This window comes from Caldithrix abyssi DSM 13497, assembly GCF_001886815.1.
GTDB classification, from domain to species: Bacteria; Calditrichota; Calditrichia; order Calditrichales; family Calditrichaceae; genus Caldithrix; species Caldithrix abyssi.
Genome location: NZ_CP018099.1, coordinates 3,631,992 through 3,650,232 on the forward strand (window position 1 = coordinate 3,631,992; position 18,241 = coordinate 3,650,232).

12 protein-coding genes are annotated in these 18,241 nt (G+C 39.4%); all 12 read right to left on the reverse strand.

Going from position 1 to position 18,241, the window contains the following annotated elements; translation table 11 throughout:
- Positions 1-8: 8 nt before the first annotated feature.
- From Cabys_RS14185 to Cabys_RS14240, 12 genes are read right to left on the reverse strand one after another with little or no spacing between them, the layout of a single operon-like run.
- The gene (locus Cabys_RS14185; RefSeq protein WP_006926800.1) at positions 9-3,170 is read right to left on the reverse strand and encodes a hypothetical protein; all 3,162 of its coding nucleotides are present in this window, start codon (positions 3,168-3,170) and stop codon (positions 9-11) included.
- Between the two features lie 2 nt (positions 3,171-3,172).
- Positions 3,173-4,144 (reverse strand): PorV/PorQ family protein, encoded by a 972-nt coding sequence (locus tag Cabys_RS14190; RefSeq protein ID WP_006926801.1) that lies wholly within the window; start codon positions 4,142-4,144, stop codon positions 3,173-3,175.
- A gap of 13 nt (positions 4,145-4,157) precedes the next feature.
- Positions 4,158-7,223 carry a hypothetical protein gene (locus Cabys_RS14195; protein ID WP_006926802.1) on the reverse strand — a complete coding sequence of 1,022 codons (3,066 nt, stop codon included), beginning with the start codon at positions 7,221-7,223 and terminating at the stop codon, positions 4,158-4,160.
- Between the two features lie 22 nt (positions 7,224-7,245).
- Positions 7,246-8,505, reverse strand: a complete 1,260-nt coding sequence (locus Cabys_RS14200) for a TolB family protein (protein ID WP_006926803.1) — start codon at positions 8,503-8,505, stop codon at positions 7,246-7,248.
- An 11-nt stretch (positions 8,506-8,516) separates the two neighbouring features.
- The gene (locus tag Cabys_RS14205) at positions 8,517-9,467 is read right to left on the reverse strand and encodes a hypothetical protein (protein WP_150125339.1); all 951 of its coding nucleotides are present in this window, start codon (positions 9,465-9,467) and stop codon (positions 8,517-8,519) included.
- Positions 9,468-9,489: 22 nt separating this feature from the next.
- Positions 9,490-11,301 (reverse strand): hypothetical protein, encoded by a 1,812-nt coding sequence (locus tag Cabys_RS14210; RefSeq protein ID WP_044280947.1) that lies wholly within the window; start codon positions 11,299-11,301, stop codon positions 9,490-9,492.
- Positions 11,283-12,293, reverse strand: a complete 1,011-nt coding sequence (locus Cabys_RS14215; protein WP_006926806.1) for an ATP-binding cassette domain-containing protein — start codon at positions 12,291-12,293, stop codon at positions 11,283-11,285. Before Cabys_RS14215 ends, Cabys_RS14210 begins: the two co-directional genes overlap by 19 nt.
- Before the next feature lies 1 nt (position 12,294).
- A complete protein-coding gene (locus tag Cabys_RS14220) occupies positions 12,295-13,359 on the reverse strand; it encodes an ABC transporter ATP-binding protein (RefSeq protein ID WP_169833720.1) in 1,065 nt (354 codons plus the stop codon).
- A 35-nt stretch (positions 13,360-13,394) separates the two neighbouring features.
- Positions 13,395-14,243, reverse strand: a complete 849-nt coding sequence (locus tag Cabys_RS14225; protein WP_006926808.1) for an ABC transporter permease — start codon at positions 14,241-14,243, stop codon at positions 13,395-13,397.
- Between the two features lie 3 nt (positions 14,244-14,246).
- On the reverse strand, positions 14,247-15,119 hold the full coding sequence (locus Cabys_RS14230; protein ID WP_006926809.1) for an ABC transporter permease subunit: 873 nt from the start codon (positions 15,117-15,119) through the stop codon (positions 14,247-14,249).
- Between the two features lie 14 nt (positions 15,120-15,133).
- Positions 15,134-16,699, reverse strand: a complete 1,566-nt coding sequence (locus Cabys_RS14235) for an ABC transporter substrate-binding protein (protein ID WP_006926810.1) — start codon at positions 16,697-16,699, stop codon at positions 15,134-15,136.
- A gap of 5 nt (positions 16,700-16,704) precedes the next feature.
- Positions 16,705-18,222 (reverse strand): hypothetical protein, encoded by a 1,518-nt coding sequence (locus Cabys_RS14240; protein WP_071961291.1) that lies wholly within the window; start codon positions 18,220-18,222, stop codon positions 16,705-16,707.
- Between the last annotated feature and the right edge of the window lie 19 nt (positions 18,223-18,241).

Sequence of the window (18,241 nt, forward strand, 5' to 3'; positions counted from 1 at the left end):
TAGTTGACCTATTTGAACTTTAACAGATTTTTAAAATATATTTGAGTTTTATAACCTCCGATGTTCTTTTTTATAAAATTATTGGGCAATTGAAAAACCGCCGCCGGCAGATCAAAGCTTTCTACGGCGCCATTTCTTTCGGCCGATTGCAATATCAAATATTGCCATAAAAGTTTTAATTCTTGTGAGTCGTTTTCTGAAAGAGCCTGTTTTAAAAACGCCACCGCTCCACCGGTTGCGGTTGATTGATAATAGTTCCTTATCAAAAGAAAATTAAGAAGACTGGTAATAGATTTTGAATGTACGTAAGAAGGATTAAGAGACCGTAACCAGAAGATGGTTTCGATACGATTTTTCAAATGTTCTGTGAACGGCCCGGTTTCACACTTATCAATCAAAATATTAAAAAGATACTCCTTAAGCGCGCTTTGAGGATAGACGGACAGAAATAAATCCGTTGTTTGCCTGGCCATTTCCCAGGCATCTTTTTGTAATAGATCATAAACCAAGGCGACAAAGGACGTATCGCTAAACCAATGCCGCTCTTTGAATAAATTGATACCGTATTGAAAATTATCATAGGCTCCACGAAAGTCATTAAGCTTTAAAAGAATCCGCCCCCGATATTCATAAGCCCATTCTCCGGTAAAGGAATTGGAGGTCAAAAGGTCCAAAAAATTGGCCAGTTCCTTTAGACGGTTATCCGCCATCAGTCTTTCGGCTGCGTTCACCGCTGTTAATAACATGAGTGGCCCTTTCCCTTCCCGGGCGCTCCACATCCATAATTGATTTTGTATTAAAAGATAGAGATAACCCTGCGTGTCAGCGGCCATGTTATCTATTTTATTGTCAATATATTTATTTTCCTGAATATCAAACCATAAGTTGTTTTTCCGAATGTAGTAGGTACTATCGGCCTGTACGATTATGATATCTTCCTGAGGTTGGTATTCAATATCCAGAATACGCCTGCCCAAAAATCCCTTAGATTCGTCCTGCCGCAGCCATTTTCCTTCATGAAAAAGATACAAACCCGAGTTCGTGCCGATATAAAGGAATCCGCCAATATCCATTAACGCATCGGTAATTTTAATCACCGATATGGGCAACGGCACGCTCTTTACCTGTTTATTTTTATTGTTGTAAATAAAAACTTTACTTTCGGTTACAAATAGCCATTCTTCTTCATTTTGACTGCAGATTTGTAAAAAGTTGAAGGAACGTAACTCAGCTGGTATTCGGAAAGAGCGCCACTGTTCGCTTTGCAGGCTATAATAATACACCTGATTTTTCGTATTAAAAAGCGGCGCATTTTTACTTAAAAAGAGATTTTTAATAGCCCCCTGCGGCCGGAGATTCATATTTAATTTTTGAATCGTTTCCGCTGTAAGCTCCACAATCTCATTTTTCGAGGTTAAAGCTAAATCTCCCAATACAGAAGAGACAACTTTTAAAACGGACGTTTTATTGTCGATAAGTTTAGGCTCGATATTTTGCGGATTACAAACAAATACCTGCCTTTTTTCATTGGTCAGGTAACATTGCTCGTGGCCGTTAAAGACCTTCCATGTTGTTGCATTATTTAAATCAATTTTATTAAAGTTGGTGAACGTTGCTTTGTACTGTTTTTCCAGTAATTTTTTCATGTACGATTTGTAGTTATAATAACGAGCCTTAAGACGCACAATGGGATCGGTACTGTTTTCCAGTAGTTTCTTCTCTAAATTTTCAGCATTACCATAACCGTTCATTTCGAGCGTTTTATAAATAGCCCAATCCACGCCTTTGATGTTAGGAGAAAATTTTTGATAAATCTCCTGATAGATGGCATTACTGATGGCCTCTTCACCATAAACGGCATACAGTTTGGCCAATTGCAGTTTGTTTTTAATAATTTTTTCAGGTGAGGTTTGCATTTTGATCATTTTCATCTGAAAGCCAACGCTGAGCTCGGGCGAAACAACCTGGGCGGCCAGAATTAGTTTTCGCAACAGGCGTTCTTTTTCGGTTTGCGAATTCAATCTGAGAATCCTGTTTTGAATTGTCTGCATGGGGATGATTTCTTTGCCGATATTGGCCGTTCTTTCCAGAAGGATATCTAACCATTCGATTTGTACCGAATTATCAAGATATGCCCAATAACGATCTATATTTTTTACCAACGCTTCGGTCTGTTCAGTATCGTCTGCAATAAAAAATAGATATTGATTTTTAATAAACTTTGGCAATGTTTTAAAAATATTCTTCGGGAAATTCATTTTAAATGCAAGGTGGTTTTGAGAGATAAAATACGTTTTATCGACTCCATTATTAAAAATATTCAAACACGGCTCATTATTCAGAACCTCCGGCATCGGGATCTTTTTAATTTTAGTTCCGCTTAAAACGCCAAACTCCCGATCGTTAAACAAAATTAATGTATTGGAATTATCCACTCCCAATCTCTTAAAGTTGTTTTGATTTTCTGTTAATTTTATCCACTTCTGGCCATCAAAATGATAAATGGCTTTGCTGGTTAATGCATAAACCAGACCGTTGTTATCCACAACGGCATCGCGCATTCTTTTGTTAAGCGGCTTAATGATCGTTATCTCTTCATTTAGAGGAACCACGCCTTTTTCACCGACCAGCCATAATATGCCTGATCGCCCCGGGATCACTTTAATGAAGTCCTGTAAATATTTAAAAGATTTCAGGTTTAATGTTTTCCACAAACGGTTTTTATAAACAACAACGCTTTTATCATAAACAATAACGATATAATCATTAAAGTTTAGCAAATGATTAACACGACGGGGGGGCAATGTTTTGTCAAATGGTTTCACCTGATTCGCTATCAAAGACAACAAAAAAACACCTCTATCCGTACCTAACAGGATTTCCGAAGGAGTGAGTTCTGCCACACAGTTAACGTCGTTAAAGTCGACTTTCGATTGATCGATTTGAGTAATTTTATTTTCCAGACGCTCCAGATCAATCTGAATAAGAAAATTATCGTTGCCGAGTAAGATGAGCTTATTTTGTTGTGGGAATTTATACGCGCTGTAGATATCAATAACATCCCCTTTGCCATCAAGAAAATCGACGGTGGTAAAATCTCCGGCAAAAAGGCCACGGAGGACGGCCGCCACCAGAACGACAAGCGTTGTAAATACGGTTTTCCTTTTCATAATTAAAACCAAATTTTAGTGGATACAACTTGTTGATTATCTAAGACATCTAAAATTCTGTAGCTATAATCCAGTTCGAAATGGAAACTGCTTCCAAAATTCATTAACAATCCGGCGCCCAGACTATAAAATTTTTCGGAAGTGCGGAGCAAGTCGAATGTTACCAGCTTGTCGCGCAGTTCCATATTAACATTACCCACGCCGGCCCGAAAGCTTATAAATTTTACGCCGGCCAGGTCTTTAATGGGAAAAATCTCCAAGCCGGCATTAAACTTTAAGGGTTCCTGCTCCATTTGTTTGAAGCCTAACAGAAAATGGGCAAAGCCCTTTCTTATCCACTCCGGATGATAATCGAAAGCAATGCCCATTTGTTTCGGGCTGTAATCGTGGTAGCTATCATTCCATTTTATTTCGTAACTATTCTTAAAGTTGGCGCCGACTCTCAAATCGTGCCAGGGCATATAAGTAACGCCTATTTCAAAACCAAATCCGCTGCCATTGTTAGATTGCGATTGTGCGGCAAATTGACTACCGACGTATTTTACGCTCAATCCCAGAGTAAAAGGAAAAAACTTATAGGCATAGCCAATAAAAACAGAGTAAAAATAATTATCGAAATTCCCCAGGTAATTGCCGTTTTCATCGTATTCCTGAATATCCGGCACATTAACTCCAATAGTGCCCATTCCAAATGCATGCCGGCCATAAATCGGGACGGTGGCGGCAAAGCTAAAATATTGCATCAGATCCCATTGGATGATATTCGAAAACTGGACACATTTATTTTCATGGAATACCATCAAAGCAGGGTTTACAAATAAATCGCTACCGCCGTTTAAGTACGCTTCATTCGTTCCTCCCAATGCCATGCTGGTGGCGTCTGGATTGATTTGTAAAAAGGCGGTCGGCAAATCCCCTGCATATAGCAAAACGCTTAAGAAGAATAGCCAAAGCCAGGTTTTAATGGTCTTCATCGTTTTATCTCCATCATTTATTGTTTACAACAATTTTTAAAATGGGGCTTTTAAAGTTGTCAGAAACAATGCGCGCAAAATAAACGCCATTGGCCACGATTTCTCCTCTTAGGTTGGTGCCATCCCACGGGACTGTTTTTCTGAAGCTTGCCAACCCTGGTAGCCTGGAGGAAAACTCTTCATAGTAAACCAGATTGAATCCCATATCAAAGATGTAAAGTTTAAAGGTATTTAATTGTCCGGAGGCAAAAGCGATGTTGGTTTTTTGCCCCTGTTTGGGATTGAATGGGTTGGGGAAATTGTAAATATCTTTAATGCCCTCCACCGTATCGCCAACAACCGTATAGTGTAAGCGACGCAATGTTTTGTTATTGGCCGAATCTACCAGAGTCACGGTTACCGTTAAAGCGCCGGGCTCCAACTTTATATTGTAAGCTTTACAATTAAATTCATAAACCTCACCCGGCTTATAAGGGAACAGATCCATCTGTAACGAGTCAATTGGTATCGCATCATTTATTATCGCTCGCGAAAACATCAGGTAAGCGTCCTTTATAGGGCTGTTTTCTTTTTCGTTATCAATTGTAAAAACGAAATCGGGTTGAATATCAATATATTGGTTATTGTCTCCGGCCACGGGCGTTATGCGCATAATTTCCGGAGGCGTTACATCGCTAAAAATCGCCGCACTAACAGGTAAAGAGCCGATATTTAAACTGGCCGCTTGCTCCCATATCTCTTGAACATAAAAACTTACAACGTACTTTCCTTCCTCCAGGTCAGTCGGGGCCCATTTAAAATCAACATAAACCACTCGATTTGAATCGCTCCCACTGGCATTTAATTTTAATTGTCCGTTTTCAAAAAGTTTAGTTTTCCCAGCGTCCTGGGAAATTTTAAAAATTTCATTGATTTGCAGAATACTTTGTCCATTATTATTTAGCGTCACCACACGAAATAGTATTTGATCCGGCACTTTCGAATTCAAGAAAACGCTGGCTCTTAGCTCGTCATTGACTCCATCCTGGTTGGGGCTTATATATTTATTGATCCAACTAACCTCTGATATCATACTTTCTATAAAAACAAAAACGTCATGTGTTAAATCGCCCGAATTTTTGTTCCCCGCCAGGTCGGCAATGGTTTCGGCCGGCAGATAAATCTGAATATCTTTTTGCTGTTTTAGCCAGTTAAATAATTGATTAATCTGGATTGAATCTTTGATGATAAATTTTTGAATGGTGCTCAAGTTTTGCGCTTCGGAGGCTTCTATCTGAAAATAGTCGTTCTCTGTTTTTAATTGGATATGGGCATTCGGTTCAAAATTTACAATTTCATTAAAATACAAAAAGAGAATAAAGTAGGGTTTATTGGTTTGTGGATCGGTATTAATTTGTAATTGCGCGCCCTGGCCGACAAAGTGGGGAACCTGACGATCGGCCAGAACTCTTACATCAACCGTGTCGCTTACATTCCCCAGCCAATCTATCTGCCAGAAACTAAATTTGTAAAAGCCATCTTCAGGAAGGAATACATTGAATTTGCTCCAGGTAGAGTCATTTGTAAAATCACTTAATAATTCGCCGTTGAAATACAATTTGGCTTTATATTCTTTAGTCCCTTCAAACGAAATCGACTTTTCTTTAACAATTGAATTGATCTCATTGGTCAGCGTTGGAGGAACCGGCCTGACGACGTCGATTTTTAACTGCCCGATTTTGAAATCTTCTTGAGTTTTATTGCCAATCGTGTCCCGAACGTTTTTAATAGAAAGCTCCGCAATATTTTGAAAATCCTGCCAGCTTTTTTGCTCTTGTTCCAGAACTTCTTGATTGATCACAAAACGGATTTCTTGTTGATTGCTGAGAAATTTAGCCGGTATGGATAATTCATTATTTTGATTCGATAAAGATATGTTGGCCTCCGTATTACTCGTATCTAACGGCTCATTAAAACGAATTAAACCGACCAGGCTGTAGTTATTCTGCGAAATAAAGGCAATATTTATGGTATCGGTTGATAAAATAGTTTGAGTGACTTGTGGGGCAAGAAAATCAATAAAAATTCTGGGTAAAACAGAATCCGGGGCATTGTTGGTATTTCCGGCCTGATCGCTAAATGTTTGCATTTCGATTTCAACATTGCCATTCCAGGAGGAATCTGTTTCAACGTCTTCTAATTTCAGATCAAAGGTAAAGGATGAAGAGCTGTTGTTATAAGTTAATTTAGGGGTAATCTCCAGGTCTCCTTTTTTAATTTTTATTAAATCTGGAACTTTTTTAACTGTTTCGCTAAAAGAAACCGTAAAGGTTACAGTTGTATCTTTTTGGGAAATACGTCCGTAATGAGGCGTAATTTCAACCACCTGTGGTTTGATGAAGTCGGCCGTTATAATATTGTCGAGCGGTAAATTGACGATATTATTGTGAAGGTCTGCAATCTTTTCAATGAATAATCCGACTTTTCCCGTCCACTGTGCAAGTGAATCGTTGTTAATCATGTCTAAATTCACCTGAATAAATAATTGAGAATTGTCGTTTTGGAGCGTTATTTTTTCCGGCGGGATAATGAGCGCCCTTCCTTTTTCAGAAATTAATTTGATCTTTGTATCATCCCTTAATTTAACTTTTTCGCTGAATTGAACCGTAATCTCGAATTGCGGAAAGGCAAAAGACCAGAAATCCGAGCTAACTTCATGACCGTCTATTTTAGGCCCGGTTTTATCTACAATAATGTTCAATGTATCCTCAGCTCCTATTGAACCTTCTAACAAGATAAGTTGAAAAACATAATTGTAACTGCCTTCGGCTAAACTCCCCACGTTATCGATAGTTACCGAAAAAGTTTGATTGATTGTATCGATATTGGTGACTTCAATTATAGCGGACGGATTATCCTGCCTGAAATATTGTATTTTACTTAAAGTGTCGGTGATAGCCAGTGTATAACTACCGGTCACCGTAAAGGGATCTGTGGGATTATCAACAGAAGTAGAATCCAGAGTTATTTGCGTATTTTGCGCCAAGCTTATTGTAATCGATATTAGCAATAAAAACAGGATATTGTTTAACCTTTTCATGGCTTACCTCACCTTAAAACGTTTATAGCTCTATGGTTAAATCCATTACATAAATTTTAGTCCAGATCAATTCGTCTTTATTTTCAACGCTCCCGCGGCTGGTGAATGCCACGCGATAGGTGCCATTTCCAATCGGCACAACGGAGATATCTAAGTTGCTGGCCGTTCCCGTGGGCAATTGTATGGCTTTTTGGGTCGGGATATGGTAATACATCAGAGGGTCTTTTAGCTGAATGTCATTAGCTACATACAACAGGCCGCTATTGCCCACCCATTGCGGGCCTTTGTTGCGGCTGTCGTTTAAATTTACATTGGAAACCAATTCTGTATTTCGGCCTGTTCTCAGGTCATAGATCCAAATACTGTATTTTTGCGTGTGCCCCTTATCTGAAAAATAGGCGATTTTGGTTCCATCGGGCGACCATTCCGGCGAGGTTTCAATAGCCGAAGAGGCGGCAACGGTTGATATATTATCTCTGCTAAAAAAGCGCCCTTTCCGGCCTTTACGATCGGCTAAAAGTATATCGCTGTTTTCTTTGTAGTCTCGCATGAAAACCAGATAGTTGTCATCGGGCGAAAACTTAGGCACCAATTCCGTATAAATTTCTTTTGTTGTAAAATCATCATATTTTTCTTCGTCTGATTTTTTAATTTGAAAAATCGATTTATACCTGCCGTTTACTTGGTGATCAAAAAAGACCAGACGGCGATCGACCGTAAACGCCACATAAAAGATAGGACGCCCCCTTATATAATCAACCGTCCGTGCAAAACTGGGATAAAAAATCTGAATAAAACCCGCATCTTCAATTTTGGGATACTTCATAAATGATTTGTTCTCAGGAATATCCTTTCCCTGAAACCAGGATAAATCAGGATTATTTAACTTAATTACGCCTGTGTACAAATTTTCTTTGCCCATATTGACTACATGAACAAAATCGAAATAGAGTTCATTATATTTTTTTTCGTACTTCCAACACAATTCTCCGGTCCTTTCCTGAGCGTCAACGCTGCCAAATTGTAAAAAATCGCCAGAAGAACTTATTGGCTTACCTAATTTAATAGTCTGATCTTTTTGCAGATCGTAAATGTATTGATAGTAGTTTTTGTTGTTTAAGATGACATAACTCAAAAAACGACCATCCGGCGAGAGCAGAACATTGCGGTAGTTATATTTACCGGTTAACTCTAATTTCCTAAAATTTTTAATAGACACCTTCTGGGCCTGCACAAAGCTAACAAACACAAAAGCTATTAAAATGAATAGCATCTTTTTCATTTTTACTCTCCTTACCTTGAAGTGGAAACCAGCCAGTAAAAAATACCAGCCATCCCTCCCCAAATCACGTACCTTTGCCAGATGGGAGCTGGTGTTTCCAGTTTTAAATCATCAACCCATTCAACCGGCATTAAAAATGCCTGTTTGTCGCCATAGATGCGGCGAAAGCTAAGGCGCCGATCTGAAGGCGTAACGACGCGATACTTTTTAGGGAAAAACAGCAGAACATAATCGGCGGGGAGCATATATTCAAACGCGGTGAACTTACCGGCTTCAATTTCTATAGATTCCTGATATTGGGTATTAAATTCAAAAAATGTTGAATCGGTATCCCCGATAACGTAATAGATCAAGCCGCCATGAAATTCGCCTGTTTTGGGTACACCCTGTAGAGTGTAATAGAACCTTTGCTTTTGCTGATCGTATTCGCCAAAGTAAATTTCACCAACATTTTTGAAATAGCTATTGATTTCTTCCAATCGCTTTTTTTGGATGGGCGAAAGAATGGACGTGGTATCGATCTTTAAATTAACTTTGGCCTTGAAATAACCAATAAGCGGTGAGTTGTTTATGTAGATTTTTAAATCCCCGAACAATTCATCATAAATTTGTAAGACATTATCTCGCATCTGGCGCGCAAGCTCATTTTCCGGGCTGGCATTGCGTAAAAAATCAATGTTTTCGAGCACCAGATGAAAATTATACCTGGGGTCTTCATCGGTAATTACATTTTTGATTTTCGCTCTTTGTACGCTATCTTCTCTGGTAAGATAAATGTAAACCTGCCAGCTTCTGGCAAGCACATTAAATGGATCATGCTCCAGATAACGCCAGGTTTCAGTCAAGGCCGCGCTGTAATTTTTGGAATTGAGTAAAGTTCTTATTCTGTTGTTAAACGCCTCTTCACCGTTTTGTGCAAACAAAGCAGTGAATAATACCAAAATCAACCCATAACGTTTCATTGCCTGCATAATCTTCCTCTTTTTATCTTGAAAGCATCATCAAACCATTCATGGTAAGAATGCCTGCGCCTACTAAAAGATTTTTATTAATGCCCTTCTCTTCAAATTCTATGGAATAGATTGCGCCTGATGTAATAGGAAGCGAAGAAGAACTCATAAATTTTGTGGCGAACCGTACCTGCTTTTTGCCGGCCACATAGTCGTTATACATATGTTGTTTAATCAAAAACTCAACATTACGATAATATCTGATCTTCAAGGGATATTTAAATCGTGCGATAGGAGGCATTAAATAGAATCTTTGTTGTTGATATAATGGTTGCAATTGCTTATTAACATCATCCAAAGTCAAAGACTTTTCAATAAGTGGATAACGCATGGCCACCATTTTTAAGTGTTTTGCCCAGTAAAAATAACCCTTTTTTGCAAAAGCGTCTGCCAGCAAATTGTAAGTGTCAAATTTCATTCCATACCTTAAATAAGGAGACTGCAACAGGGGGCGCACCGTGTTTATGACTTTATCAAAATTTGCATTTGCCCAGGCCTTTTTAGCCTCTTGCATTTTTTCTTGCCATGTTTTCTCAAATAGTTCGGCTTTGGCAATGGAATCGCGTAAACTATTCACTCTTTGCTGTAACTGAACGGTTTTTTTAAGCCTGTCTAAATATTTTCTGGCATTGTTGTATTTTCCGATATCTTTATGAATTTTAGCCAGCGCAAGATATATGAGTTCGTTGCCAAAGCGGGCGGCCAATCGGCCTTTTTTCTGCCTTTCCAGAATGGATTTGTAGATGGCCATCCCTTCATCATAAAGCCCGACCAACATTAAGGAATCTGCTCGGGCTTTTTCCCAACGAATGATCTGTTCTGCTTTTAATATTAATAGTTCTGAATGCAGTCGATCTAACGTAGCCAGATAGCCCGCGTTTTGAATGTTGATTTTTTGTAAACTGAGCGACTGATACAGTTTTTCGGCCCGTTTTAAATTTGGAATATTCAGAAATGCCTCGAGCCGTTTTAATTCCAGAAAGAACTTGACTTCTCTATTTTTTGCATGAATAACGGAGCACAGATCGAGAAAAATTAACAGCTCATCAATATTTTTTTCATTCAAATAGTTGGAAATCGCATTACTCACCGTACCAACATCAGCATATAATTTTTTAAAACGTTGCCATCTGGGAGCATATTTTTCTTTAAAAGGTTCAAATTGCCGTTTATATTTGCCGCTTAAAAAGGTTTCTTTAACTTTATTAAAATAATACAGGCTGAGAATTTCTTCTTTCTTTTTATCATAAATTCTCAGGCCTTGTAAATAATAAATGGCCTGGATTTTCGGGCTCGCCTGATCGATATACTGTTTACCGCTAATAAAACTGACCTCGGCCTCTTTCCACTTGTTGCGTTGAATAGACTTTTCGATTTCGGCAATGACAATTTTCAAATTAGCCCCGGACTTCCCTCTGGGGGCAAAGATCTCCAGCAGGTCATCCTGGGTTAAATTACCGGGAGGTCTGTCGTATTTAGGGTTTATTTTTTGTGCTTCCCGAAAATATCTCCTTGCCTGCTGCGGGTCTTCCCGATACCAGTAGTACAAAATCGCCAGCATGTATTTAACAAGGGCATCGTCAGGGAAACGTTCTTCTAATTTGACCAGGCGTTTAAAAGCTCCCGCTTTGTCGCCGTTCGTATAAAGTATTTTTACATTGTTGATCGATATTTCATACAACTGTTTTTTCAGGTCTATCTCCTGTCCATAAGCGAATATTAAGGCAAAAAAGACCGTAAAAAGCCCGAGATAAAACGTACGTCTGTTTAACCTTGTAAATGACATGCAATCCATTTCCGATCCTCTTTTTGAAGTTTCAATGGAGGTTTTTGGTCAATACAAACAACTGGTTTATTGTTATCTTGATATAAATTGCAAAGAAAGGCGTAAGAGCAACCAGTACGGCCGCCATTCACGTTTTGATAGTTTAACTCTTCTATTCCGCGGATATTGCCAATTTTTTCCCATTTATTAAAATCGCCCGCTACTTTTTCGGCTGCGGTAAAGAGCAGCTTGGTATAGGGATGGTAATCGTTTTTATGCGATTGCGGTGAAAAGATTTCACAGATTTGCCCTCCGAACATCACCACAATGCGGTTGGCTAAATATTTTATCACTTCGATGTCGTGCGTAATCCAGATGTAAGTCAACCCTAACGTTTCTTTTAATTCTTTCAATAGATGAATCACGTTGTTTTTAATGGAAAGGTCTAACGAAGCAACTGGCTCGTCTAAAATTATAATTTGCGGGTTGACGGCTAAAATGCGGGCCAGGCCTATTCTTCTGGCTTCGCCACCACTCAATTGATGGGGTAAACGCGTCAATATTTCTCTGGATAAGTTTACTTTATTCAACAAATCATTTATTAAGGCATTAACATCCGAACTGGCAACCTGTTCGTGGCCCAATTTTATGGCCTCTACTAATTGTTCTCCAACAGGCATGGCCGGGTTTAAACTGGCATAAGGATTTTGGAAGACCATCTGAATTTTCTTTCTAAAAGGACGGAAATCGGTAATGGAAAGATGCGTTACATCCTCGCCTTCAAACAATATCTTCCCCGAATCGGGCATGAGCAGTTTGATCAATATTTTGCCTAACGTCGTTTTGCCGCAACCGCTCTCTCCGACAATGCCCAGCACTTCGCCTCTTTCCACAGAAAAGCTCACGCCATCCACGGCTTTAATTTCAATACGCTTCTTTTTTAAAAAGCCCGACTTTTTTATCCAGAACGATTTGCTCAGATTTTTTACTTCTAAAATGGTTTGATTTTTCATCTTAATTTTCCTGTTCAAACTGCCAACAACGCACGCTATGGTTGTCTGCGACCTGAATCATGGGCGGGCGTTGTGTTTCGCATTTCTTTTTTAATTGAGGATTGGCATATTTATTGTAAAAAACACAACGCGTGCGATAATGGCATCCTCGATCGCTGCCATGTTGCAACACAGGCACATCGGTTCCTGTTTCAACGGTTTCCACCTGGCGGTTCAGGTCTGATTTCAACAACAGATATTTGGTATAGGGATGCTTACGCTCTTCTTTCAAATCCGTTAGAACATGGGCAGGACCTATTTCCCATACCTCTCCTCCTAACATGACCATAATTTTTTGCGTCACGCGTGAAATAAACTTCAGGTCATGGGAGATGATAATCCCGCTTAAACGGCGTTTTTCCCAGATGTTTAATAACAAATCGGTAATGGCGGCCTGCAACGTTACATCCAGGCCAATCGTGGGTTCATCCAGCATCACAAATTCGGGATTGCCGATTATTCCCATGGCAATCATCACGCGCTGCGCCATTCCTCCGCTTAATTCATGAGGAAACGACTTAAACACAGCCTGCGGATTTCGAAGATTGACTTCTTTTAAAAGCTCCATCACCCGGTCATACTTTTCTTCTTCCGATAGGTCCTGAATTGTTAAGGCATCCATCATCTGGCTGCCGACGCTTAAAAAGGGATTGAGTGATTGGACGCTATCTTGAAAAACAATGCCTATATACTTTCCCCAGATTTTACGCATTAATTGCTCAACATTATTGCGCCATGCTTTAAAACGCACCTGCGGATAGAGGCTGCCATTTACATTCTTAAATAAAGCCAATCGCTCCAACAATCTAACGGATACGTTTGAAGAAAAATGGTAATTAATCTCTCCCTGCAGTATTCCCGGATACACCTCATGAATGCCTAAAATGGCCATGGAGGTGAGCGTCTTCCCGGATCCGGATTCTCCTACAATCCCCAGAATGGTATTGCGCTCAATGGAGAATTCCGTTTCATAAGAGGGGTAGAACAAAGGAAACGTTCTGCCCAGCCCTATCCGCAATTTTTTCACTTCAAGAATTGGCTTTTCTTTATTCGATTTAGAGTTCATTCTATACCTTTCAAAAGGTGATCTCTGTTTTTCAACCACTCCGCCAGATAAACCATACTCAATGTCAATAAAGTCAGGGAACTAATGACCACAAAGGCCTTAAGATTAAAATCAGAATCCCAGGGCCAGGTAAATAAAGTTTTAGGCTCGCTCCTGGCCTCGCTTAACATATAGCCCCAACTCGCGCTGGTCTGGCTAAATCCAAGATTTACGTAACTCAAACTGGCTTCAACTAAGATGGCGGCGGCATAAATGAAAAAGAATTGACCGATTATAATATGCCGGCAATTGTAGTAAAGAATGTGTTTAAAAATAATCTGCGCATGCGAAAGGCCCAGCGCAATCGAAGAATCGACAAAGGCTTCTTTGCGCAAGGCAAGGACCTTCCCTTTAATAAGTTCCGCCAATTTGGGCGCGCTGATAATCCCAAAGATCATCATTAACATAACCATGTGGTTCCCAAATAAACCGATGATGATCAAAAGGACAATTAGCTTGGGGAATGAATTTAAAATCTCCAGTAGTTTGTCCAGGTAATAAGAGGTACGATTGGCCTGATAGGCGCTACCCACGCCTAACAGAATCCCAAAAATCAGAAACGGGATGCCAGCCAACATTCCGGAATAAAACGTGGATTTTGCACCGTACACAAACTCCGTAAACACATCTTTTTTCCACCAGTCGGTGCCCAGTAAATGATCTGCAGAAGGTGGAAGAGCCTGTGAAAAATTTGCCTGGTGTAGCTTGTAAAAATTGGGCGGAATGTAATCAAAAATACCCATCATAATTAAGATTGCATAAATAACGGCCAACACAAGCAAAATCTTTTTCAATGTTTTATTCATAGTTTACCTCACCGGTCGCGGATCTAAAATCTTTTGCGTATAATTTGTAAGCGTATTGACGAAAATAATAAACACCGTTATGATCATCGTAATAATGAGCAGCAGATTATAGTTCATGCCATTGATGCCGTGCCGTAAAATTTGCATTCCCAGACCTTCGATATTCAGCACAAATTCAATGATGAACGAACCGCCCAGTACCATGGGAAACTTGGAATTTACGATGCGAATTAAGGCAATAGCAAAAGGCTTTAACACATTTTTAAACAGATTTCCCCCGCGCGCCCTGGCTGCCCGCATATATTTGGAGTTAATAATTTGTTGATACTCTTCCTCGATCAAATGCATCATGTCATTTAACATACTATTGCCGATCGCTAAAACCAGCAGGGGCCAAAGGGAATCATCATAACGAATGGCCGTCCAGAAAACCACTACAAAATAGCCCAAAACGATATAATGGATGCTGGAAAGAATCTGAATTGCACTCAGCAAGCCTTTAACGATTCTGGAATCAGAGAATTTCTGTTTGAGCAATATCAGCCCCAGGCTCATCACAATCGAAAATAACAATCCACCGACAACCAGTTTTAATGTTAAACGCGTACAATAAAATATAAACTGATTTATGGGCTGTCCATTGCTGGTTAAAAGGCCAAAGTCTCCGCGGAATAAAATATTACCAAACCATTCTACATAGATAAAGAGATAAGAAATAATATGATTAATATGGACCGATTTCCCGGCCAGACTCTCAATTAATTCCTGGCGAATACCAGGGATGCTGACAAAAATCAAATACTCAACCAGGGTTATTACAAAAATCTGAAAAATAAAAACAATTAAAAAACTCAACACGCCTTTAAGTATTTTCATGGAGCCCTCTCCGATCACCTTTCATAGAACCATTCTTCGATCGTTGTAAAAAAGAAAAAGGGATTGATGGTCACGTTTTTCAGCTTGCGCACATAAGCGGCATGATAGCGCAAATACCATAAAAATATCCACGGACAATCTTCCCGTAATACCTTATGGACATCCTGTAAAATTTGCGTTTGTAATTGAAAATCGGTCGTTAATTTTGCCTGCAAAAAAAGCGTATCAACAACAGGATTATAATAATATCCGATATTTTTGCCGCCGGGATAGGCTTCGGAACTGAGAAAGAAAGGCGAATAATCGCCGGCCGGGGTAACTTTAATATTAAAATAAACCAGATCAAAATCACCGCGGATCAATTTCTCTTCAAATATGTCCGCCAGAAAGCTGTTTAATTTAATTTTGATTCCGATTAATTTCATCTGTTGGATAAAAGCATTGATGATAGCATTGTAGTTTTGATCATTGGCCAGTCCTGCCAGCAAGCGAAACTCAAGGGGTTTTCCATTGAAGTCACGGATGCCATCGCCATCACTATCCACAAAGCCCGAATGATCAAGAATTGTTTTGGCCATATTGCGATCAAATTCCCAGGGTCTAACTGAACTATTATAGCCCGGATGCGAAGAGGGGAACGGCCCGCTCATTAACTCCCCTTCATTCAGAAAAAACGACTCTAACACATCCCTTCTATTAAAGGCCAGGTTCATGGCCTGACGAATCTGGACGAATTTTAGAAGATCATTTTTTAGATTAAAGGCGATAAAATCATATTGATTGGCGTCGTAGGCTTCCAATTTAAAACGGAAATCATTGCGGATGATGCTCAGCGCCTCGGGCAACACAAAGGGTAGTAAATCGATCTGGTTGTTGCGCAACTGGTCAACATGCCCTCTGGGATTTGGATAAACATTCATCTCAACTTCATGAATTTTAGGCTCCTGTGTCCCTTTGTAATAGTTATTTTTTTCTAATTGATAGCGCGTTCCCACAATAGAAGAAACTTTTAATTTATAGCCTCCCGAAACAGGTTCCGGATTACGGCAATAACTTAATGTCTTTCGTATTTTAGGACTTAAAAAGGCGTCTTTCGGGATGATGAAAAACATTAAATATTTTTTAGCATCCATAACCGGATAGGTAAAATCCACCTCAACCGTATATTGATCAAGGGCTTTAATATCGGCGATATTTTCGAAAACGCTCTTATTGAATGTGTCCGATTGTGGATTGATTGCGGCCTTAAATGTAAATACCACATCATCTGCCGTAATCGGCGTGCCGTCAGAAAATTTAATACCCGGTTTTAATTTCACAATGGCCACACGATTGTCATTTCTGAGTTCCGGTTCCCCGTCAGCCAGTTCCGGTACCCTTTCGACATAACGATTTTGCGTGTATAGCCGGGCAAATAATAACTCTGTCAATTTTATCGAACTTGGATCTTTTACCGTAATTGGATCAAATGTTGCGGGTGCGTCTTTTTCGATGTAACGTAAAATAGATATGGGTTCCTGCGCCAAAGCCTGAAGCGCCAATAATATTAACAAATTAGATAATAAATATTTTAGTTTCATTTTTACTATTCTCCCCTGTTCACCTTTGTTCCTTTTTCACCGCTCACTTTAAAATAGCGCGCCTGCAAATAGAATTGATTATACAGATGCAAAATTTTTGCATAAGGCAACGCATTACTTAATTCTTTTAATATCCACACACTTAGACTCAACTGGTTTTTCTCTTGAAAATAGGCAAAGGCTAATTTGCCCAGAATCAACGCGTCGTTCTGATTCATCTTATAACCGCTACGCACATTATAATTCAAATAGATGGAAGCCTCTTTCCATCTTTTTATCTTTAATAATCCCTCACCAAGGTAGGAAAGTAGTTTTTCGCGATACACATCCTGAAGCGCATTCGCATAAACATCTTCCTTTACGGATTCGATTTCTTCCATGTCTATTGGCGCACCTGCTTTGCTATATTGTTTAATAGCATAAACTCGAAGGATGGTATGCATAAACGGATGATAAAAATCCGGGAGTGCAGGGATCTCTAATCTGGTATTTGCAGAAGGATGGGAGCGTAAACGTATGGCCTTTGACTGTATTGCTAACAGCGCTTTCTGAAAATCTGTTCTGGCCAGGGTATTTAGCAATTTTTCATAAGCAGAAAAATTAGAAATCGGCACAAAGTAAAAGCCGTCGGTAATTTGAAGTAGATAGTAGAAAAGTCTTTCCTGTCTGGTAGAATCCAGTTGAGCAATAAAAGACTGGACATCGCTTCCTAAAAATCGTTGGCTGCGATTTTCAAATAATCCCTGCATTAGCCGCAGCAAATGCCTGTAATAATCTAAATCATAAAACGGTTTGTCAATTTGACGATGAGTTTCTTTTACATTTACTCTTTCCTGATACAAAGGGGTGGAAAAATAGTCAAATTCAAGCCCCAGCCTGATCGCCTCCAGATACTGTTGTTGGTCGATTTCCGCAATAAACTTCAAATAATTCGACCTCGCTAACGCCGGCGAAATATCTAATGCGACATCTTTATCTTTAAACGTAGTCAAAACCACGTAGGCTAATTCATTGATTTCTCGATCGTTCACGTATTTTTTAAATACGGCTTGCATGCTTTTTTGTGCATCCAGAGCGGCCAACAAATCCCCGGCAAACTGTTTAAACTTATCAGGCGTGTGCGGGTCATTTTTAAAATCTTCCAGGTATTTTAGAGCTAACGTCGCATTTCCATATTTGCGTTCGAGAAGCGCGATTTGCAACTTGAAAAACGAGCCTTCTAAAAAGGATTGATACTTCTTCAGCACGTTCAATAAGGACTCATTTAAATCATTATAATAGGCATCAAACACCTGAACCAACTCTAAATGACGTTCGATGGTGAATAAAAGAGATAATTGTCGCCCCACAGGAAGATCATCTAACGGAGAAGTCAACAGGTTCATCTGAGTTGTCAATTGTTCAATATTCGTCATCTGATCAGGAAAGTAATAGGTCTCCAGCGTTTTTCCTTTTTTAGAGCAACTATTGGCCAATACCATCAAAAGTAAAAACAGTAGAACCATTGCGACCATACTCTTCATAAAGAATCTTCTCATTTTG

What these genes read in the sequence shown, in the direction of transcription:
- Cabys_RS14185 (WP_006926800.1), bottom strand. Translation starts at nt 3,170, where the DNA reads ATGAAAAGGAAAACCGTATTTACAACGCTTGTCGTTCTGGTGGCGGCC.
- Cabys_RS14190 (WP_006926801.1), bottom strand. Translation starts at nt 4,144, where the DNA reads ATGAAGACCATTAAAACCTGGCTTTGGCTATTCTTCTTAAGCGTTTTG.
- Cabys_RS14195 (WP_006926802.1), bottom strand. Translation starts at nt 7,223, where the DNA reads ATGAAAAGGTTAAACAATATCCTGTTTTTATTGCTAATATCGATTACA.
- Cabys_RS14200 (WP_006926803.1), bottom strand. Translation starts at nt 8,505, where the DNA reads ATGAAAAAGATGCTATTCATTTTAATAGCTTTTGTGTTTGTTAGCTTT.
- Cabys_RS14205 (WP_150125339.1), bottom strand. Translation starts at nt 9,467, where the DNA reads ATGAAACGTTATGGGTTGATTTTGGTATTATTCACTGCTTTGTTTGCA.
- Cabys_RS14210 (WP_044280947.1), bottom strand. Translation starts at nt 11,301, where the DNA reads ATGTCATTTACAAGGTTAAACAGACGTACGTTTTATCTCGGGCTTTTT.
- Cabys_RS14215 (WP_006926806.1), bottom strand. Translation starts at nt 12,293, where the DNA reads ATGAAAAATCAAACCATTTTAGAAGTAAAAAATCTGAGCAAATCGTTC.
- Cabys_RS14225 (WP_006926808.1), bottom strand. Translation starts at nt 14,243, where the DNA reads ATGAATAAAACATTGAAAAAGATTTTGCTTGTGTTGGCCGTTATTTAT.
- Cabys_RS14230 (WP_006926809.1), bottom strand. Translation starts at nt 15,119, where the DNA reads ATGAAAATACTTAAAGGCGTGTTGAGTTTTTTAATTGTTTTTATTTTT.
- Cabys_RS14235 (WP_006926810.1), bottom strand. Translation starts at nt 16,699, where the DNA reads ATGAAACTAAAATATTTATTATCTAATTTGTTAATATTATTGGCGCTT.
- Cabys_RS14240 (WP_071961291.1), bottom strand. Translation starts at nt 18,222, where the DNA reads ATGAAGAGTATGGTCGCAATGGTTCTACTGTTTTTACTTTTGATGGTA.